This window comes from Achromobacter sp. EG18, from assembly GCF_059759395.1.
Map to the genome: position 1 here is coordinate 3,984,024 of NZ_CM186213.1, position 18,895 is coordinate 4,002,918.

Sequence of the window (18,895 nt, forward strand, 5' to 3'; positions counted from 1 at the left end):
GGCCCGCGCAATGCGCGGATCAATAGTGCGCCCCGAACACGGCGCGCAATTCCTCGACCGCCGTCTCGGACAGGGGCGCGGGCCGGGGCTCGGACATCAGCCACAGGCGCGCGGTCTCTTCCAGTTCCTCCAGCGCATGGGACGCGTGGGACACCGACCGCTCCCACACCACGGGCCCCAGGCGCTCGAACAGCACCCCCCGGACCTGCGCCGCCACCGCCGCCACCTGCGCGGCCGCGACCGGATCGCCCGGCCGCCGATAGGGGATCAGCGGAATGCGGCCCACCTTCATCACCTGGTAGGGCGTGATCGGCGGCAATACCTCGTCCTGGCGCCAGACGCCGGCCAGCGTCAGCGCCACCAGGTGCGTCGAATGCGTATGCACCACGCCGCGCGCGGCGGGATCGGCCTGGTAGATGCCCTGGTGCAGCGCCAGGGTCTTGGAAGGCTTGCCGCCCGAAACCGGATTGCCGGCCAGGTCCACCTTGGCCAGCTCGGCCGGATCGAGTCGGCCCAGGCAGGCGTCGGTGGGCGTGATCAGCCAGCCGTCATCCAGGCGCGCACTGATGTTGCCGGCCGCGCCGACGGTATAGCCGCGTTGGTAGAGACTGGCCCCGACGGTGCAGATCTCCTCGCGGATACGGGTTTCCAGGCTCATGGCGCGCCCCGCGCAGGGCGGTGACGGACAGCGGAATAGTCTTGCGGCATGCGCGCCCCCCTCGGCATAGTCATATGGTCATCATACAAATTTTGCCGAAAAAACCGGTAGCGGGATTACCCGGTAGCGCGAGCCTTGCCTGGTCCGTCGCCCCCTCGTCCGTCGCCCGTTAGCGAGCGACGGCCCTCACAGCGAATAGCGGTAGTCGCAATTCAAGGTCGCCTTGAGCGGATTGCCCGCTCCCGAGGCGGTCGGGCCGCCCGGCCGCGGCCCGGTCAGCTTGGCCTGGAAAGTGCCGGCCACATCCCCGTTGGCAACCTTCCTGACCGCGACGGTGCCCGGCAAGGCGTACAGCGTCAGCGGCCAGGCGTCGTCGGGAGCGACAAGGGTGAAGACGCCCAGCGGGAAATCCGCCACCACGTAGGCCGGGGCATCGCCCGAGTCGAAGCCCTGCGTCGCGTTTCCATAGGTCAGCGTCAGGTTGAGCTCCTCCGACGACGGCGACGGAATGGCGCCGCGCAGCGCCACCTTGCCGCTTTCCGAAACGCACGACAGCTCGGCCGGCGCAGAGCCGGCATGGGCCGCGCCGGCCAGCAGCAGGCAGGACAGAAACCAGGGGGCGGACAGCTTCATGTGACGGGATTCCTTGCGGCGGCCGGACGCGGCCGGGGGCGATCATCGAGCCGCCATATTAGCGGCCAAATGCCCGCGAGCCCACCGTCGGCAGGCAATGCCAGCTTCGCATACAAGTCGTAATACGCATCGCCGTCGATGAGGCTAGGATGCCGTCATCGATCCGCCGCTTCCCGGAGCCCGCCCATGACCGTTGTTCGATCCCTCGCCTGCGCCGCGCTGCTGCTGGCGGCCGCCGCCTCCCACGCCGAAAGCGTGGCCCTGCGGGCCGACAAAGCCACCGCTGGCGTCGACCCGCAAACCTCGATGCGCTATGTCGACGTGGTGCTGCATCCCGACAGCCGCCAGGCCCTGGCGGACTTCACCCGCGACCGCGTCGGCAAGCGCATCCAGCTGCGTTCGAACGGCGTGCTGCTGTCCTCGGCCACGCTGCAAAGCCCGCTAGAAGGCGACAGCTTCCGCATCGTCGCGGGCGAGCATGGCTTCGCCGGCAAGTCCGCCGACGAGATCGCCAAGGGCATCATGCGTGGCGGCGGCCTCACGGTGGATGACGAAGGCTCGACCCCGGGCGACATCGGCACCCGGCCCAGCAAGCGGTCCGCCCCGGCCGGGAGCAACTGAACCGGTCCTCGCGACCGACCGCGTGCCCCCGGCGGGCGTCAGCGCCCCGCCGCGTCGACGAACGCGGCCAGATCGCGGTTGAACCGCTCGGCCTCTTCCACGAACGGCGCGTGTCCCGACGCCGCATATACCGAGCCGCGCACGCGCGGATTCAACTGCCTGGCGCGTTCCAGCGACGGCTCGGCGCGCACCAGCGCATCGCGCGCGCCATAGATCAGCCATAGCGGCTTGCGCATCGCGCCCAGGCCCTGGCGGGCCGCGATCGTCATCCGCGGCACCGCGGCCTGCATCCCGGGCGACGCCAGGGCGGCGTTGGCCAGCAGCCGCTCGAACGTGGCCGTGTCCGGCTGCGTCTCGAAGCACAGCGCCAGGAAGGCGCGTTCGGCGTCCAAGTGCGTCTTCAGGTCGGTCGACGCCATGCCGCGATACACCTCGGGATGCGGCGCGATCTGGCTGGCGTCCAGTTCGATCACGCCGCCCACGTAGACCGCGCCGGCGACATCGCCGTCGCCGTACGCGGCCAGGTAGTTGGTCGTCACGGCGGCGCCCAGCGACCAGCCCACCAGCACCGGCTGGCGCGCGCCCGACGCGGCGATCACGGCCGCCAGGTCATCGGCCCAGCGCCGGCCATCGGTGTAGGCCTGCGGCGCGGTCGGTTTGCCCGACTGGCCGTGGCCGCGCAGGTCGTAGGCGATCAGGCGATAGCGCTGCAACAGGGGGCTGGACAACTGCGCCTCCCAGCTGAGGCGGCTGCCCAGCAGGCCGTGGATGAAGACGATGGCGGGGCCGGCCGGATCGCCGGACTCCTGGATGGCAAGCGTCACGCCATCCGGCGCGACGGCGGTGTACTGGCGATCATCGGCCAATGCCGCGGCGCTCGCCGACAGCAGGGCGATCATCGCCAGCAGGCGACGGAATTGACGGAACAAAGGCTGGCCGGGCATGGGGCTGACTCCTGGATGGCAAAAGGGGAATCGCAGTCTCGACCCTCACACCGGTGTTAGAGTCAAGCGCCCGGCTCGTGAAACTTCGCCATGACACTCCCGCCCGCCGCCAAGCCGATGTCGATCGGCGCCCTTGCCCGCGCCACCGGCGCCAGCCTGCGCTCGATTCGCCATTACGACGCGCACGGCCTGCTGGCCTCCTCGCGCGCCGACAACGGCTATCGCCACTTTGCCCCCGCCGCGGTCAGCCAGGTGCGGCAGATCCAGCGCCTGATCGCAACCGGTTTCAGTCTCGCCGAGATCCAGGGCTTTCCCGATTGCATGCGCATGATCGAGGGCGCGGCCGCCTGCCCGCAGACCTCCGAAGTGCAACGCCAGCGCCTGGCCTCGGTCGAACGGCAGATCGCCGACCTCGAACGTCGCCGCGCCCGCCTGCGCCAGATGCTGGCCGAGGGCGCCGCAACCTCCCGCGAATAGCCGCGAGCAGGACGGTCACGGGCGCAGCCGTGGTTCCTGCTGCACGCACTCCACCAGGAAGTCCATCACCGCCTTGACCGACGGCGACCGGCGCAAATCCGGAAACACCGCCAGCCACAGATCGCGGGACGGCGCCTCGCCCGCCACCGCCAGCCGTTGCAGCATGGCGTCGCTGTCGCCCACGATCGTGGGCAGCACCACGGCGCCCAGCCCTGACCGCGCGGCCATCTGCTGCGCCGCCAGGTCGCTGGCGGCAAAGACCACCGGCCGGTGGCGGCGGACCTGATGCAGCCAGGCCTGTTGCGGCAGGGCGTCGCCGCTCGCGTCATACGCGATGAAGCGCCACTGCTCGGCGGGCTGCTCCGCGTATCCGGCGCCGCCATACAGCGCGAATCGCACCACGCCGATTTTCCTGCGCACCAGCGCATCCTCTTCCGGGCGCACGGTACGCAGGGCGATGTCGGCCTCGCCGCGGTCCAGCGCCACCAGCGACAGCGACGGCAGCAGAACCACGTTCAGCTTCGGATGCCGCTCGCGCAGCGCGGCGATCCGCGGCGCGATGCAGTGGCTGGCCAGCGACGGCGGCGCGCTGACGCGGACCGTGCCGGCGACCTCGATCGAGGCAATGCGCGACAACTGTTCGACTCCCGTGGCGATCTCGTTCATGGCGCCGGCCAGCCGCGCCAGCGCGCGTCCGTCCCCGGTCAGCGGACGGCTGCGCGGCAGCCGGTCCACCAGCCGCAGGCCCAGGGATTTTTCCAGCGCGTCGATGCGGCGCCCCACGGTGGCATGCTCGACCCGCAGTTCACGGGCGGCCGCCGACAACGATTGGGTACGCGCCAAGACGGTGAAGTAATACAGGTCCTGCCAGTCGAACATCGGATTGTCCACTCACGCCGGGGATGATCGTGCGGGAGAAAACTCCCGGATCCTGATGCCGCTTTTACCATGCGCCGGCGCGGCGCCGAGCCGGTCCCGGCTTCCATGGCCTTCTAGGGTTCAAGCGCGACCTGCAGCGCGCGCTCCAGCGACACCCGCAGCATCTCGCCGTGGCCGAACTGCGCAAACGCCTCGTAGCGGGCATCCGCGCCGCCTTCGCGCAGGCCTTCCACCATCGCGCGCACGGCAGGCTGCAGGTCGATCGGCGTGCCATCCGGCCGCGTCGACGGCGCATTGGGCCGCTGGCGCGCCGGATCGCGCGGCTTGGTGCCCGCCAGCACAAGCACGCGCTTGCCGGCCGCGCGCCGCGCGTCGAAGCGCCGCCACTCCTGCAACAGGGCGCCATCGGCCCACCAGGCCGACGGGTCGCCCGTGATGTAGCGCGCGAACGTGTCCGGCCGCGTGAACAGCACGTGCAGCGCGAACAGGCCGCCATAGGAATGCCCCCACAGGTATTCGCGTCTGTCGTCGACCGCGGCGCGGCCGCGCACCAGCGGCTTGACCCGTTCTCGCAAGAGGGCCAGGAACTCGTCCGCGCCGCCTCCCTCGCGGCCCAGCACCACCGGATTCGGCTGGCGCGCGCCCTGCTCGAACACGGGCGGCGTGTAGTCATAGGCACGCGCCACCACGTCGTTGCGCGTCGGCACGTCGTAGCCCACGGCCACCAGCACCGGCGCGCCGCCCGCGCCCAACCGCAGCAGGTCGGCATCGGTCAGCGTGGCCAGCGCCGCGTTGCCGTCGAGCATGTACAACACCGCGCTGCCGCCGGCCGGCGCGGCCTGGCGCGGCACGGCGATCTGGATGCGGTAGTGGCGCTTGCCATCGGCCGAATCGAGCCGGTGTGTTTCAAAGCGATAGACCGTCGACGGCCGGTCCGCCACGGTCTCGCCGACAAGCTGCGCGCCGCGCGCGACCGGCGCGCCCGCATCGTTCGGCGTCGGAGCCTGCGCCTGCGCGCCGGCGCTCCAGAGAACGCCGCTGAACAAGGCGGCTTGGCAAAGGCGGAACAGGATACGGGAGGACATCGGCTTCTCGGGATTGCGCGTGCCGCAGGGCGCCAGCCCGTCGGCGGAATGGAACACGGTTCGGCACGCCGCAACGGCGGCGCCTGCCGCAGCATAGCCCAAACCGGAATGGGACTTAATCCTGTTTGTCGACCAACACCCGCCGCGATTGCACGCGGCCGCCGCGCATTGGCGCGTCCGTTCCGGCAATTTCCTCACGCCCCCGGTGAATTCCTGGGGAATTCCCAGACCGATTCACGCCTTCTACGATGGCCGCCATCGATCGATGCCACGGCGCGCCGTCCCTCCCTCAACAAGGAATCCTTCGCAGTGAAAGCCATCCTGATAGAACGCTACGGCGGCCCCGAAGTCCTGCAGATGCGCGCGGACCATCCCATGCCGGATGCCGCGCCCGGCCACGTAGTGGCGCGGGTCGCCTACGCCGGCATCAACTTCATGGACGTGCACACCCGCCAGGGCAAGTACGCGGCCTCCACCACCTATCCCGTCCGCCTGCCCTGCACCCTCGGCATGGAAGGCGCCGGCGAGATCGTCGCGGTCGGCGCCGGCGTCACGCATCTGGCGCCCGGCGACCGCGTCGCCTGGTGCATCGCCTGGGGCAGCTACGCCGAGTACGCCAGCGTGCCGGCGGCCAAGGTCGCCAGGATCCCCGACGCCATCCCATTCGACCTGGCCGCCGCCGCGATCTTCCAGGGCGCCACCGCGCACTACCTGGTTGAAGACATCGCCCGGCTGGGCCCGGGCAGCACCTGCCTGATCCACGCGGCTTCCGGCAGCATCGGCCAATTGCTGGTGCAGATGGCCGCGCGGCGCGGCGCCACCGTGTTCGCCACCGCCAGCAGCGCGCAAAAGCGCGCCGTCGCCAGCGCGCGCGGCGCCCACCACGCCCTGCCCTACGACGACGGCCGCTTCGCCGACCGCATCCGCGAGGCCACCGGCGGCGCGGGCGTGGACGTGGTGTTCGACGCGGTCGGCAAGGCTACCCTGCGCGACAGCTTGCGCGCCTGCCGCGCGCGCGGCCTGGTCATCAACTACGGCAATGTCTCGGGCTCGGTCACCGACCTGGATCCGATCGAACTGGGCGAGGCCGGTTCGCTGTTCCTGACGCGGCCGCGGCTGGCCGACCACATGCGGGACGGCGTCACCGTGCAGCGCCGCGCCGACGCCGTGTTCGGCGCGCTGCTCGAAGGGTCGCTGGACATCGCCATCGAGGGCCGCTACGAAATGGAAGACGTGCAGCGCATCCATGCGCGGCTGGAAGCGCGCGAACAGATCGGCAAGTCGGTCATGCGCATCGGCGCCGCGCCGAACGCATAACCTTTGGTTATGGCCGCACCCGCACCACTCATTTGAACCTGTCGCCCGTCACGCCCACACTCTCACCGTCCAGCGCCAGGCCGTCCGATGCGGCCCGGCGGCCTGGACATTGGACCGCTGGGAATCCACGCCTGCAGCACCCACAAGGCGGGATCACAACAATAGGCCGATAACCGCCGGACGCGCCGCGCGTCACGGCCTGGCCACGGATTGGATAGGGACGGAGAAGACATGACCTCATTGGCACAAACGGCGGCGGCGCCACGCCCGCCCGCCGGCGGCTCGTTGCACCCACGCCGGCGCAATGCCGCCATCGCGGTATTCCTGGTCGGGCTGGCCATCGCGCTCTACACCCACTACGCGCTGCCAGGCCAGACCAGCCTGTGGGGCCTGACGCCCGTGCTGGTGTTCGCCATCATCGCGCTGCTGGGCGTGGACATCGTGCTGTCCACCATCGCCGCCATCGTGCTCGGCGCCATCATGACGGGCACCACGCCCATCGCCATGAGCAAGCTGCTGGCGGAATCACTGGGGTCGTTCATCGCGGTGGTCGGCCTGATCATCGTGCTCGGCGCCGGCGTGGGCGAAGTCGCCTCGCGCACCGGCGCCGCGGAACAGATGGTGCGCGCCATCGTGCGCCGCATCGGCCTGTCGAACCAGGTGCGCGTGCGCCTGGGCATCATGGTGACCTCGACCCTGATCTGCGGCGCGCTGGGCACCCTGGCCGGCGGCAACGCCATCATCGCGGCGGTGGTGATCCCCATCGCGGCGGCGGTGCGCCTGTCGCCGCCCGCGGTGGCCGCGCTGTTCCAGACCGCCGGCTCGGCCGGACTGGTGCTGGGGCCCTTCACGCCCAACGTGGTCACCGTGACCGGCCTGACCGGCTTGAGCTATCCGCAGTACCTGCTGGTGGCGGGCATCCCGATGGCCGTGGCGACGCTGCTGGCCGGCTGGTTCATGTCGGGCCGCATCCAGAAGATGAGCGAGGCGACTCATCAATACGAGGAAGCCGGCGCCAGCATGGCCGCCCTCGACCTGGACGCCGCGCCGTCCCCCACGGCCCTGCGCTCGGCGTGGGCGTTCTGCCTGACCATCATCATCATGGCGGTCGCCGGCGTGCTCGCCAAGGCCGGCTACGCCTTCGCCATCATCGTCATGGTGTCGCTGGCGGCCACCACCGGCCTGGCCGGCGGCATGGGCCCGCGCGCGATCCTGCAGGCGATGTATGCGGGCACCGGCAAGCTGATCTGGATCTTCTTCCTGTTCTGGCTGTTCAATCCGGTGCTGGTGCTGGTGGACCAGCTCAACGCCTACCACGCCGTGCTGGAACTGGCGAAGCCGCACCTGGCCGGCATCAGCGGCGCCATGCTGTGCGTCATCGTCCTGTGGTTCAACGTGATCGGCCACATCCCCGGCGCGGCGGTGGCGCAGATGACCTTCACCGCCAAGATCTTCGGACCGCTGCTGGCGGCCGCCGGCGTCGGCCCCGCGGCCACCACGGCGGTTATCCTGGGCAGTTCGCAGATCGACTGGTTCGGCCCGTTCCCCACCTCGGACATGTTCGGCCAGATGGGCCTGGCGCGCTCTGGCGAGCTCAAATACATGCTCTACAACGGCTGGGCGGTGATCCTGGTGAACCTCTGCCTGTTCTCGTCCCTGTTCTTCTTCCTGGTCTGAGGAGATCGACCATGTTCCCCTTGGGATCGCAACCGCTGGACCGCAACGCCTTGCGCCAGCACGTCGACGCGGCGCTGGCGCCCTTGCTGGCGGCCACGCCCGCGCGGGTCTCGCTGAGCCTGCGCGACCTGGACGGCAACATCGTACTGGCGCACCACGCCGACCGCGTGCAGCCATCGGCCAGCATCATCAAGGTGCCCATCCTGCTGGCGCTGCTCGAAGCGGTGGCCAACGGCCGCTACGCGCTCGAACAGCCGCTGGCCCTGCCCGCTTGCGGCGACCGCGCCGGCGGCACCGGCATCCTGGCCCAACTGCCCAGCGTCGCCAGCCTGTCGCTGGCCGAGCTGGCGCGGTTGATGATCGTGCTCAGCGACAACGTCGCCACCAACGCGCTGATTGATCTGTTGGGCTTTGACGCGATCAACCAATGGAGCCAGCGCGCCGGACTGGCGGCAAGCCGTCTGCAACGCCGCATGATGGACGCCGCCGCGCGCGAAGCCGGCCGCGACAACTTCACCAGCGCCGACGATGCCACCGCCGCGCTCTGCTGGATGCTGCGCGACGGCATGCTGCCGCCGCCCTTGCGGACCTTCGCGCTCGACCTGCTGGCCGACCAGCGCGAGCGCGCCCACTTCGGCGCCGCGCTGCCGGCGCCTGCGCATCTGGCCAGCAAGGCCGGCCAGCTGCCGGGCCTGCGCCATGACGCCGGCATCCTCACCGTGGCGGACCGCAGCGTGGTGCTGGCGGTGCTGGCCGACGGCTTCACCGACTGGCAGACCGCGCAGACGCTCCAGGGCGGCGAAGGCGCCGCCCTGCTGGGGCAGATCGCGCGCGCGGTCGCGCTTGGCCTGAAAGCCCAGGCGCACACACACTGACAAGGAGCCCGCATGTCCATCAGAGTGGCAGCCATCCAGCTCGATAGCCGCCGTGACCGCGATGTCAACCTGGCGGCGCTGGAACATTGGATAACGGCCGCGGCCAACGACGGCGCGAAACTGATCGTCACGCCCGAGTACAGCGATGTGCGCGGCGACACACCAACGCTGCGCGCCGCCGCCAGTCCGATCCCCGGCGAGGTCACGGCGCGCATCGCCGCGCTGGCGCAACGCCACGCTTGCTGGATCCACCTGGGCTCGATGCATGAACGCCTGGCGGACCAGGACCGGCTCGGCAACACCGGCGTCACCTTCGCCCCGGACGGCAGCATCGCCGCCTCCTACCGCAAAGTCCACCTGTACGACGCGGTGGTCGACGGCATCCCCTACCGCGAATCCGCCGACTTCGCGCCCGGCGCGCACCTGCGGACCGTCGAGGCGGCGGGCCTGACGCTGGGCCTGAGCATCTGCTACGACCTGCGCTTCGCCGAACTCTACCGCGCGCTGCGCGCACGCGGCGCCAACGTGCTGGTGGTGCCCGCGGCCTTCAACCTGCACACCGGGCGCGATCATTGGGAAACCCTGCTGCGCGCCCGCGCCATCGAGAACCAGTGCTACGTGATCGCCGCCGCCCAGATCGGCGGCGACGGCCCGGGCCTGCCCTGCCTCGGCCGCAGCATGATCATCGACCCCTGGGGCACGGTGCTGGCCTGCATGCCGGACCGCACCGGCTACATCCTGGCCGACCTCGACCCGCAGCGCGTGGCCACGCTGCGCGCCGGCCTGCCGGCCTGGGAGCATCGCCGCACCGATCTCTACCCGGGTTGACCCGCGCGGCGGAAAGCGCCAGGGCCGGCATCGTTGCGGGCCTTGCGCGCAACGCGCCAGCCCGACCGCGGCCGCTCAGTAGCGCGCCCTACCCTCGCCCATGCGGGCGCCCATGACCATTTCGGTCACCCAGTTCACCAGTATCGAGGTATAGGCGCGTTGCGCCGGTTTTTCCGTCAGCGCGTGGTCGGCGCCGTCGATGATCCGGTGCGTCAACGAGTGCGATCGGCGAAACGCGGAGCGATAGCTCATGATGGTCGAATGCGGGATATAGCTGTCGTGTTCCGCCTCGACCAACAGCACGTCGCCGGCGAACGCCGTGCACGCCTTCAACGCGCGGTTCTCTTCCGGCGCGACGTAGACGCTGCGATAGGCGCGCAGGATCTCGCGATCGAGCTGGTTCTTGGGCACCAGCCATTCGTCGTCACGATACAAGGCAGGCACATGCAGCGCCAGCCAGCGCACCGGACGCAGCGTACTCAAAAGCGCCGCCAGGTAACCGCCGTAGCTGCTGCCCACCACGGCGATCGAACCGGAGTCCAGCGACGGATGCTGCGCCAGCCGGTCATAGGCCGCCACCACGTCGCGCAGATTGTCCTCGCGCGTCACCTCGCGTTGCCGCGCCTGCGTGGCGGCGTGTCCGCGCAGATCGAAGGTCAGGCAGACGCAACCCAGCGCGGCAATGCCCTTGGCGCGCGACAGGTCGAACTGCTGGCTGCCGCCCCAGCCATGAATGAACAGCACCCCCGGCACCTTGTCTTCCGGGGTAAGGAACGTGGCGTCCAGCGACACGCCATCCACGTCGAGCGCGAGCGGACTGCTATGCGCCGCCATCGGCCGCCTCCAGGATGCCGCCCGACTTGCTGATGGGCCCGACCGCCGCGTCGTGGCCGTGGAACACCAGGCGTTGCGTGATTGGCGCCGGTTCGTCGGCGCCATAGCGCTCGCGGGTCGCGGCGCGCACTTCGCGCAGCGCGGGCGAGAGCGCAAAGGCCTGCATGGCGGCCAGTTCCGCGATGCTGGCACCGCCCGCGCGCCACGATTGTTCCAGCACGCCCGCGCGCGGCCGGCCATCGGCGCCGAGACCAAACGCCACATCGTAATTGCGCCGCGAAGCAATCAGCGCGGGATAGGCGGCCGATACAGCCGCGTCATACTGGCACGCCAGGTCGATCGCGCGGCGTTCACGGTCGGCGAGATCCAGCCTGCGCAAGGCATCGAAGCCGCCCCGCGCCACGCGCAGTTCCGAGCCGCCGTACACGAGGCAGCCCGCATTGTCGGGCGTCAGCGACTGCGTGCCGACATAGGCGATCTCCATTTTTCCCACCTTGGACCAGCCCACGCTGCAGGTTTCGACTTCGTCCAGGTCTTCCTCGATCACCAGGCCGAGCCGTCCCATCGTCCGCGCGCATTGGCGCTCCAAGGCCTGCCGCAGCGCATCCGCATCCGAGGCGACCTCCTGCCCGCGCCCGGCGGTCGCATCGGCAGGTTTCAACCGCACCGGCCCGCGTTGCAACAGCCGCAGGCCACCGGCCAGCGCGTCTTCCGGGCGGAACGCCGTGTAGCCGGCAAGCACCGCGTCACCCAATGCATCCGCCAGCGAGGCGACCCAACCCGCTGGCGCCGGTGCATCCGGCCGCGCCAGGCCATGGCTGATGGATTTGGTGGCGACGAAGGCATGCGGCACGACGCCACCATAGAGGTCGGCGATGCCCGCGATGCCCAGGATGGCCGCGCGCGCCGCCCCGGCGATGCTGCGGTCGGGCACGTAATACGGAACCGGGGCGCCGCGATGGCGACTGGGCCGGTAATCGCGAACATGGCGCCCGCCCAACAGCGCGGCCAGGCGCGCCGCCAGGGCGTCATGCGACGCCACTTCGTGCTCGGACGCCCGGGCGCGGCGAGGATAAGCGACCACGAGCGGGCCGTCTGCGAGAGAAAACGAGTTCATGGGCGCCACGCCAGCAAACGGCGTGCCCACGCAAAAAAGCCGGCAACGCTTGCGCGGTACCGGCTTTCAGCCAAAGGCGTCGGGAAACACCTTCAAGAATTCGACCACAGATAAGTGGTCGGGGCGAGAGGATTCGAACCTCCGACTCCTGCGTCCCGAACGCAGTACTCTACCAGGCTGAGCTACGCCCCGAGTCTGGGCATGGGCTTATACATCTCCCACACCCTACAGCTACTGACTTCGTTGCGCTCAGTGCAACCAAATCATCTTTTCGCTTCGGCTTGAAGGTTTTGCCCTTCCCGCCTCGTGAATTCCAACCTTGCTCAAAGCAGCGCTTGCAGTGCTGTTTTCAGCTAGCGATCTCGATTCACCGCGAAAGCGCAGAATTCTAACAGAGAATTTAGAAAAGGGGAAACGGGATATGCAGAAAGTGCTTCGCGGGCCCGATCCGCCTCGGCCACGGCGGCCTGGCGGGCGTGTTCCAACGCGTCCGTCGCCTGGATGGCGGCGGCCACGGCGGCAAAGTCGGCGTCGCCCGTCTTGATGGCGTCGCGGATCAATTGCTGCTGCTGCGGCGTTCCCACTTCCATCACGCGGATCAGCGGCAGCGTGGGCTTGCCCTCGCGCAGATCGTCGCCCACGTTCTTGCCCAGCGCGGCGGCGTCTCCGCTGTAGTCCAGCACGTCGTCGACCAACTGGAAGGCCGTGCCCACGTGGCGGCCATAGGCGGCGGCCGCGGCTTCCTGCTCGGGCGTGGCGCCCGCCAGCACCGCGCCGACCTGGGCGGCGGCCTCGAACAGCTTGGCGGTCTTGTAGCGCACGACCTGCAGGTAGCGCTCCTGCGAGACGTCCGGATCGTGCACGTTCAGCAACTGCAGCACCTCGCCCTCGGCGATGACCGTGGTGGCTTCGGACAGGATGCTCATGATGCGCATCGAGTCGGCCTCGACCATCATCTCGAACGAGCGCGAATACAGATAGTCGCCCACCAGCACGCTGGCCGCGTTGCCGAACACCGCGTTGGCGGTTTCGCGCCCGCGGCGCAGGTCGGACTCGTCGACCACGTCGTCATGCAGCAGCGTCGCGGTATGGATGAACTCCACCACGGCGGCCAGCAACTGGTGGTGCGTCCCCTGATACCCCAGCGCGCGCGCCACCATCAGCACCATCGCCGGGCGCATGCGCTTGCCGCCCGCGCCAATGATGTAGTCGCCGATCGTACGGATGAGCACCACATCGGAATTCAGCCGCTCGCGGATAACCGCATCGACGGCTTTCATATCGTCAACTATGGGAGCAATGAGCGCGGGGAGATTCAAGACGTATCCGGAGAGTGAAACGAGCCATATGTAACAGCTCTTACCGCTGGGCCGCCGGGATGGCGGGGGATTCGACCAGCGATTATACGGGCTGCCAGGAACCGGAGCCGGACGTAGCGACGCCCCTGCCCGGGGCGCGGAATCCCCCTCCGCCATCCCATCCGAACCGCCCCGCCCCCGTTTTTTCGGTTGCGCGCCACCCCGACGCGGCGCCCCGGCCACACCTAAGCCCTTAGCCTGCAAGCGCTTTTTGACTTTTCCCCAGCCGCGGGCTAATATCCCGGATTCGGTCAGAGATGGCCGAATTACGTCGGTGAATTACGCGCGCTTGGTCTTGGCAACCCCAATCTTGGCAACCCCAATCTTGGCAACCCCAGGCAAGCACTGCCAGCCCAGCAGGGCCGGCAAGCGAATGAACCCATTTACCTATTTAAGGAATACCCCATGTACGCGGTCGTAAAAACCGGTGGCAAGCAGTACCGTGTTGCCATTGGCGAAAAACTCAAGGTAGAACAGATACCGGCTGACATTGGGCAAGAAATCACCCTGGATCAAGTGCTGTCCGTGGGCGAAGGCGACCAACTGAAAGTTGGTACGCCCCTCGTCGCCGGCGCCGTGATCAAGGCAACGGTTCTTGCGCAAGGCCGCCACGACAAGGTCAAGATCTTCAAGATGCGCCGTCGCAAGCACTATCAGAAGCGTCAGGGCCACCGTCAGAACTACACCGAAATCCGCATCGAAGCCATCACGGCCTAAGACGCGACTCGGCACCACATTAGCAGGAGCTAAACATGGCACAGAAAAAGGGCGGCGGCTCTACGCGAAACGGACGCGACTCAGAATCGAAGCGTCTGGGCGTCAAGGCTTTCGGCGGTGAACTGATTCCCGCTGGTTCGATCATCGTGCGTCAGCGCGGTACCCGTTTCCACGCTGGCGTGAACGTCGGCATGGGCAAGGACCACACCCTGTTCGCGCTGGTCGACGGCAAGGTTCAATTCGGCTTCAAGGGCGCGTTGAACAAGCAAACCGTTTCGATCGTCGCCGCCGAGTAATCCTCGACGCAGCACGGTCAGGCCAGCGGCGCGGTTGCCTCAGCGACCCGCCGCCAGCCAGAACGGCAAAGCCCTGTCGCACGCGGCAGGGCTTTTTTTCCTTCGGGCCACCGCAAATGCGTGGCGGCCCTCGCCGCGCTGCGGCGACTCCCTATCTCATACACGCGCAGACATCATGAAATTCGTAGACGAAGCCACCATCGAAGTCGTCGCCGGCAAAGGCGGCAATGGCGTGGCGAGCTTTCGCCGCGAAAAATTCATCCCCAAGGGCGGCCCGGACGGCGGCGACGGCGGACGCGGCGGCAGCATCTTTGCCGTGGCTGATCGCAACATCAACACGCTGATCGACTTCCGCTACGCGCGCCTGCACCGCGCCAAGAACGGCGAAAACGGCCGCGGCTCGGACCAGTACGGCGCCGCCGCCCCGGACATCACGCTGCGCGTGCCCGTCGGCACCATCATCCATGACGCCGAGACCGGCGAAGTCCTGTTCGACCTGAACCGCCACGACCAGAAGGTCGTGCTGGCAGCCGGCGGCCAGGGCGGCATGGGCAACATGCATTTCAAGTCCAGCGTCAACCGCGCCCCGCGCCAGTGGACGCCCGGCAAGGAAGGCGAACACCGCTACCTGCGCATGGAACTGAAGGTGCTGGCCGACGTCGGCCTGCTGGGCCTGCCCAACGCCGGCAAGTCCACGCTGATCACCCGCATCTCGAACGCCAAGCCGAAGATCGCCGACTACCCGTTCACGACGCTGCACCCGAACCTGGGCGTGGTGCGCACCTCGCCGTCGCGCAGCTTCGTCGTGGCCGACATTCCCGGCCTGATCGAAGGCGCCTCCGAAGGCGCCGGCCTGGGCCACCTGTTCCTGCGCCACTTGGCGCGCACCCGCGTGCTGCTGCACCTGGTGGACGTGTCCACGCCCGATCCCGACGCCGATCCGGTGGAGCAGGCCGTGGTCGACGCCCGCGCCATCGTCGAGGAACTGCGCCGCTACGATCCCGAGCTGGCCGCCAAGCCGCGCTGGCTCGTGCTGAACAAACTGGACATGGTGGCCGATCCCGAGGACACCAAGCGCCGCTTCATCGAGCTGTACGACTGGAAGGGCCCGGTGTTCGGCATCTCCGGCCTGTCCGGCGACGGCACCCAGGACCTGATCTACGCGCTGCAGGACTACCTTGACGCCGAACGCGAAAAGGAACAACTGGCGCAGGACCAGGCCGATGGCACCTACGTGGCCGAAGATCCGCGTTTCGACGACACCCGCAGCGACGCCGACAACAAGCCGGCCGCGCCGCGCGGCGACGAATAAGCCATAATCGCAATCTCGTTCGATTACGCCTTTTTTCGCGCCGCAGCCCGCCGCCATCATGTCTGCCGAATCACCCGCCGTTTCCGTCGTCGCCAATGCCCAGCGCCTCGTCGCCAAGGTCGGCTCATCGCTGGTCACCAATGAAGGCCGAGGCCTGGATCGCGCCGCCGTGGCGCACTGGGCGGCCCAGATCGCCGCGCTGCACAAGCAGGGCAAGCAGGTCGTGCTGGTCTCCAGCGGCGCCATCGCCGAAGGCATGGCCCGCCTGGGCTGGCGCAAGCGCCCGTCGGTGATGCACGAACTCCAGGCCGCGGCGGCGGTAGGCCAGATGGGCCTGTGCCAGGCCTACGAGGCAGCCTTCGCCGAATACGGCCTGCGCACCGCGCAGATCCTGCTGACCCACGAAGACCTGGCCGACCGCCACCGCTACCTGAACGCGCGCAGCACGCTGTTCGCGCTGCTGCGCCTGGGCGTGGTGCCGATCGTGAATGAAAACGACACGGTGGTCACCGACGAGATCCGGCTGGGCGACAACGACACGCTGGGCGCGCTGGTCACCAACCTGATCGAAGCCGACACGCTGATCATCCTGACCGACCAGCGCGGCCTGTACGACTCCGACCCCCGCAAGAATCCCGACGCCAAATTCATGGCGCACGTCCAAGCCGGCGATCCGGCACTGGAAGCCATGGCTGGCGGCGCCGGCAGCGGCATCGGCACCGGCGGCATGCTGACCAAGGTGCTGGCGGCCAAGCGCGCCGCGCACAGCGGCGCGCACACCGTGATCGCCTCCGGCCGCGAACGCAACGTGCTGACGCGCCTGGCGCAAGGCGAATGCATCGGCAGCGAACTGCGCGCCGTGCTGCCGGTGTGGTCGGCGCGCAAGCAGTGGCTGGCCGACCACCTGCGGCTGCGCGGCCGCGTGGTGCTCGATGACGGCGCCGTGCAGGCCCTGCTGCGTGAAGGCAAGAGCCTGCTGCCAATCGGCGTGGTCGATGTAGAAGGCGAATTCGGCCGCGGCGACGTGGTCGCCTGCGTCGACAGCCAGGGCCGCGAATGCGCCCGCGGCCTGATCAACTATTCCTCGGTGGACACCCGCCGCATCCTGCGCCAGCCGTCATCGCAGATCGCCCGCATCCTGGGCAGCATGACCGACCCCGAGCTGATGCACCGCGACAACCTGGTCGTGCTCTGACAGCGCGCGAGCGCCCCTCCATCTTCCCGAACAAGGCGGCATCCGCCGCCCGTTAGCGCAATCGCATGCGCGCCTGTACCGGCGCGATGCTCTCCCACCTATGTAATTCGAATATCACATTAGTAGGAATTTCCGCGGCATGGTGTTGGAGCACGCGCGGGACCGTATCTAGTCGTGGGGCGCCGGCACGCCTTGCGGCATCAACATGTACCCCCACCCGCGCACCGCCAGCACCGGCAGGTCGATGTTGAGGCGGCGGGCCTTGCTGCGCAGGCGCGACACCAGCACATCCACGCGCCGCGCGCCGTCCATGGGGTCGCGTGTGGCCTCGGGGAAGAAGCCTTCGCGGGGCAGGCACTGATGCGGGGCGTTTAGCAGGCTGACAAAGAAGGCGCGTTCAGTGTTGGTCAGCGGCAATCGTTCGCCCGCGGGGCCGGCCAGCATCCGGCCGCGGCCATCGACACGCCAGCACGGCAATGTGTCGGTCTCGGCGCGCCGGCAACGGATCAGGTTGCGCAGCACCGCATCCCATTCCGCGATGTTCGCCTGCAACGGCACGCAGGCATGGGCGCCGGCGTCGAGCGCCGCGATGCGGGCCGTGGGGGAATCTTCGGGGGATTGCCACACGACTGCGCTACCAGATGCGGCCCGACGCAGTTCGGCAATGAGTTGCGACAGATTGTCGCTCGTGCCGCGCAACACGACGATGTCGGCCGGTTCGCTGCGCAGCCGTGCCAACAGGCTGTCTGGGGACCGGCACAGGCCGACCTCCCACTGAAGTTGACGCAAGGTGTGCACAAACTTGTTGCACGCCATTCCACCAAGTTGCACGACGAGGACGTAACCTCTTTCCTGCATGTGCTGCCTCTCCGAACTTATCACTTAAGTAATATTTATATCTACCAAAGTGCCTACAGTGCAAGCTTCAATCGACGCGTGAAAACTTTTTCAGACCGACTGAAGCACGCCCGTCTTTTGCGTGGCCACACGCAGAAAGCGCTCGCTCGCATGGCCCGACTGTCGCAAAGCGCGATCGGCAGTTATGAGAGCGGGCTGAGGCATTCGAGCCGTTCACTGCGCAAACTGGCGCAGGTATTGAAGGTGGAACTCGAATGGCTGGAGACGGGCAAGGGCCCCATGGAATTGCCCATGGAAGGCTATGACCTGAGCGACACATTGCCGGCGACCGGCGTGTCCGAGCCGTTGCCGCGCGCCATTGCCCGCCGCGGGCGTCCCCTGGCGCCGTGGCCCTTCCCCAATATTGCGCCGGCGCAGTTCGATACGCTGACGGCGGACGACCGGTTGGTGCTCGAAGCGCTGAACCAGACCTTTATCGAAGCCTCCCAGGCGCGCCGCGGCATCAAACCGCGTGGCCGCAAGGGTTGAGGATGGCCGCCGCGATTGCGATGGCAGGATGAAAAAAGCCCGGCGCTGCCGGGCTTTTTTCATGGCCGTGAATCGCCGCTCAGGGCTTGGCGGGAGCCGGTGCGGTGGCCGGGGCGGCGCCGCCCGCGGCCGGGGCGCTTTCGCCACGGATCTTGGCGGCGATATCGGAAGCAGCCTGGGCCGACGGCACGCCGAAAGCCAGCACGCCGCGGTTCAGGGGTTCGCCGATGCGCGGCGCCGCGATCAGTTCACGGTCGATCACCAGCGCCAGCATGTTGCCGACGTTCTTGCTGCTGACGTCATTGAGCTTGCGCGCGCCGGCGTCGGAGAAGCGCAGGCCGACGAAGTTGGCGCCCTGGCGATCGACCAGGGCGGCCGCCTCGGTCAGGTCGGCGCGGGTCAGCACCGGCTGCTGCTGCATGTAGATCTTGCCGTCGGGCAGGTTCACCTCGACCAGACCGGGGCCCGATTGGGTCTGGGCGACGTAGAACTCGACCACCGCGGCGGTGGCCGGTTGCGTGGAGGATTGCTGCTGTCCGGCCGCGTCGGGCGTGGCGGCGGCGCCGGATTTGGTCGGGGCGGTCTTGCAACCCGCAAGCGCAAGGGTCATGACAACCAGGGCGGGCGCCAGTTTGCGTAGGGTCAGTTGCATGCTCGTTTCCTTCTTGAGTGGACTGGGGCCGGTG

General features: G+C 68.5%; 21 protein-coding genes and 1 tRNA gene. 11 read left to right on the top strand and 11 right to left on the bottom strand.

All coding sequences use genetic code 11. The annotated features are described in order from the left end of the window. Window positions 1–19 precede the first annotated feature (19 nt). Together otnC and AC6CR5_RS18185 are read right to left on the bottom strand one after the other, a co-directional pair. Window positions 20–658, bottom strand: coding sequence for a 3-oxo-tetronate 4-phosphate decarboxylase (gene otnC, locus AC6CR5_RS18180; RefSeq protein WP_498084796.1), 639 nt, complete (start codon window positions 656–658; stop codon window positions 20–22). Window positions 659–844: 186 nt separating this feature from the next. Beyond that, on the bottom strand, window positions 845–1,291 hold the full coding sequence (locus AC6CR5_RS18185) for a hypothetical protein (protein ID WP_020926035.1): 447 nt from the start codon (window positions 1,289–1,291) through the stop codon (window positions 845–847). A 186-nt stretch (window positions 1,292–1,477) separates the two neighbouring features. Between AC6CR5_RS18185 and AC6CR5_RS18190 the strand changes: the two genes are divergently transcribed. After that, on the top strand, window positions 1,478–1,912 hold the full coding sequence (locus AC6CR5_RS18190; protein WP_020926034.1) for a SecDF P1 head subdomain-containing protein: 435 nt from the start codon (window positions 1,478–1,480) through the stop codon (window positions 1,910–1,912). A gap of 38 nt (window positions 1,913–1,950) precedes the next feature. Here the strand turns inward: AC6CR5_RS18190 and AC6CR5_RS18195 are convergent, their stop codons facing one another. Further along, entirely contained in the window at window positions 1,951–2,856 is a 906-nt protein-coding gene (locus AC6CR5_RS18195; RefSeq protein WP_498084797.1) for an alpha/beta fold hydrolase, read from the bottom strand. Between the two features lie 90 nt (window positions 2,857–2,946). Between AC6CR5_RS18195 and AC6CR5_RS18200 the strand changes: the two genes are divergently transcribed. Further along, window positions 2,947–3,333 (top strand): MerR family transcriptional regulator, encoded by a 387-nt coding sequence (locus tag AC6CR5_RS18200; protein ID WP_024070625.1) that lies wholly within the window; start codon window positions 2,947–2,949, stop codon window positions 3,331–3,333. A gap of 15 nt (window positions 3,334–3,348) precedes the next feature. Here AC6CR5_RS18200 and AC6CR5_RS18205 read toward each other — a convergent pair whose 3' ends face one another. Both AC6CR5_RS18205 and AC6CR5_RS18210 read right to left on the bottom strand, forming a co-directional pair. Continuing rightward, window positions 3,349–4,212 (bottom strand): LysR family transcriptional regulator, encoded by an 864-nt coding sequence (locus AC6CR5_RS18205; RefSeq protein WP_498084798.1) that lies wholly within the window; start codon window positions 4,210–4,212, stop codon window positions 3,349–3,351. Between the two features lie 113 nt (window positions 4,213–4,325). Next, window positions 4,326–5,354: an alpha/beta hydrolase gene (locus tag AC6CR5_RS18210; RefSeq protein ID WP_024070627.1), complete on the bottom strand. Its 1,029-nt coding sequence runs from the start codon at window positions 5,352–5,354 to the stop codon at window positions 4,326–4,328. Between the two features lie 252 nt (window positions 5,355–5,606). Here AC6CR5_RS18210 and AC6CR5_RS18215 point away from each other — a divergent pair, with 252 nt between their 5' ends. The 4 genes from AC6CR5_RS18215 to AC6CR5_RS18230 all read left to right on the top strand — a co-directional run bounded on the left by AC6CR5_RS18215 (window position 5,607) and on the right by AC6CR5_RS18230 (window position 9,994). Further along, window positions 5,607–6,614, top strand: coding sequence for a quinone oxidoreductase family protein (locus AC6CR5_RS18215; RefSeq protein ID WP_150101150.1), 1,008 nt, complete (start codon window positions 5,607–5,609; stop codon window positions 6,612–6,614). A gap of 231 nt (window positions 6,615–6,845) precedes the next feature. Continuing rightward, the gene (locus AC6CR5_RS18220) at window positions 6,846–8,291 is read left to right on the top strand and encodes a GntT/GntP/DsdX family permease (RefSeq protein ID WP_150101149.1); all 1,446 of its coding nucleotides are present in this window, start codon (window positions 6,846–6,848) and stop codon (window positions 8,289–8,291) included. Between the two features lie 11 nt (window positions 8,292–8,302). Continuing rightward, window positions 8,303–9,166: a serine hydrolase gene (locus tag AC6CR5_RS18225; RefSeq protein ID WP_150101148.1), complete on the top strand. Its 864-nt coding sequence runs from the start codon at window positions 8,303–8,305 to the stop codon at window positions 9,164–9,166. Between the two features lie 12 nt (window positions 9,167–9,178). After that, window positions 9,179–9,994 carry a carbon-nitrogen hydrolase family protein gene (locus tag AC6CR5_RS18230; protein WP_200221941.1) on the top strand — a complete coding sequence of 272 codons (816 nt, stop codon included), beginning with the start codon at window positions 9,179–9,181 and terminating at the stop codon, window positions 9,992–9,994. 75 nt (window positions 9,995–10,069) lie between these two features. On the opposite strand, the gene AC6CR5_RS18235 is transcribed toward AC6CR5_RS18230, so the two are convergent. From AC6CR5_RS18235 to ispB, 4 genes are all read right to left on the bottom strand, one after another. Next, entirely contained in the window at window positions 10,070–10,828 is a 759-nt protein-coding gene (locus AC6CR5_RS18235) for an alpha/beta hydrolase family protein (protein ID WP_054485459.1), read from the bottom strand. Continuing rightward, on the bottom strand, window positions 10,815–11,945 hold the full coding sequence (locus tag AC6CR5_RS18240; protein WP_327761215.1) for a DUF3182 family protein: 1,131 nt from the start codon (window positions 11,943–11,945) through the stop codon (window positions 10,815–10,817). The genes AC6CR5_RS18235 and AC6CR5_RS18240 overlap by 14 nt, the downstream gene beginning before the upstream one ends. A gap of 115 nt (window positions 11,946–12,060) precedes the next feature. Beyond that, window positions 12,061–12,137, bottom strand: a tRNA-Pro gene (locus AC6CR5_RS18245). 161 nt (window positions 12,138–12,298) lie between these two features. Further along, window positions 12,299–13,264 carry an octaprenyl diphosphate synthase gene (ispB, locus tag AC6CR5_RS18250; protein ID WP_006389961.1) on the bottom strand — a complete coding sequence of 322 codons (966 nt, stop codon included), beginning with the start codon at window positions 13,262–13,264 and terminating at the stop codon, window positions 12,299–12,301. 444 nt (window positions 13,265–13,708) lie between these two features. On the opposite strand from ispB, the gene rplU reads away from it, so the two are divergent. The 4 genes from rplU (at window position 13,709) to proB (ending at window position 16,823) form a co-directional block, all read left to right on the top strand. Further along, window positions 13,709–14,020, top strand: a complete 312-nt coding sequence (gene rplU / locus AC6CR5_RS18255) for a 50S ribosomal protein L21 (RefSeq protein ID WP_006389960.1) — start codon at window positions 13,709–13,711, stop codon at window positions 14,018–14,020. Window positions 14,021–14,055: 35 nt separating this feature from the next. Further along, window positions 14,056–14,316: a 50S ribosomal protein L27 gene (rpmA, locus tag AC6CR5_RS18260; protein ID WP_006389959.1), complete on the top strand. Its 261-nt coding sequence runs from the start codon at window positions 14,056–14,058 to the stop codon at window positions 14,314–14,316. 175 nt (window positions 14,317–14,491) lie between these two features. Further along, on the top strand, window positions 14,492–15,628 hold the full coding sequence (gene obgE, locus AC6CR5_RS18265) for a GTPase ObgE (RefSeq protein ID WP_020926019.1): 1,137 nt from the start codon (window positions 14,492–14,494) through the stop codon (window positions 15,626–15,628). A gap of 58 nt (window positions 15,629–15,686) precedes the next feature. After that, window positions 15,687–16,823, top strand: a complete 1,137-nt coding sequence (proB, locus tag AC6CR5_RS18270) for a glutamate 5-kinase (protein ID WP_006389957.1) — start codon at window positions 15,687–15,689, stop codon at window positions 16,821–16,823. Between the two features lie 168 nt (window positions 16,824–16,991). On the opposite strand, the gene AC6CR5_RS18275 is transcribed toward proB, so the two are convergent. Continuing rightward, a complete protein-coding gene (locus tag AC6CR5_RS18275) occupies window positions 16,992–17,681 on the bottom strand; it encodes a response regulator transcription factor (RefSeq protein WP_269877363.1) in 690 nt (229 codons plus the stop codon). A gap of 78 nt (window positions 17,682–17,759) precedes the next feature. Between AC6CR5_RS18275 and AC6CR5_RS18280 the strand changes: the two genes are divergently transcribed. Further along, on the top strand, window positions 17,760–18,209 hold the full coding sequence (locus tag AC6CR5_RS18280) for a helix-turn-helix domain-containing protein (RefSeq protein WP_026382153.1): 450 nt from the start codon (window positions 17,760–17,762) through the stop codon (window positions 18,207–18,209). 79 nt (window positions 18,210–18,288) lie between these two features. Here AC6CR5_RS18280 and AC6CR5_RS18285 read toward each other — a convergent pair whose 3' ends face one another. Beyond that, a complete protein-coding gene (locus AC6CR5_RS18285; RefSeq protein ID WP_006389953.1) occupies window positions 18,289–18,861 on the bottom strand; it encodes a SecDF P1 head subdomain-containing protein in 573 nt (190 codons plus the stop codon). Window positions 18,862–18,895: the final 34 nt, after the last annotated feature.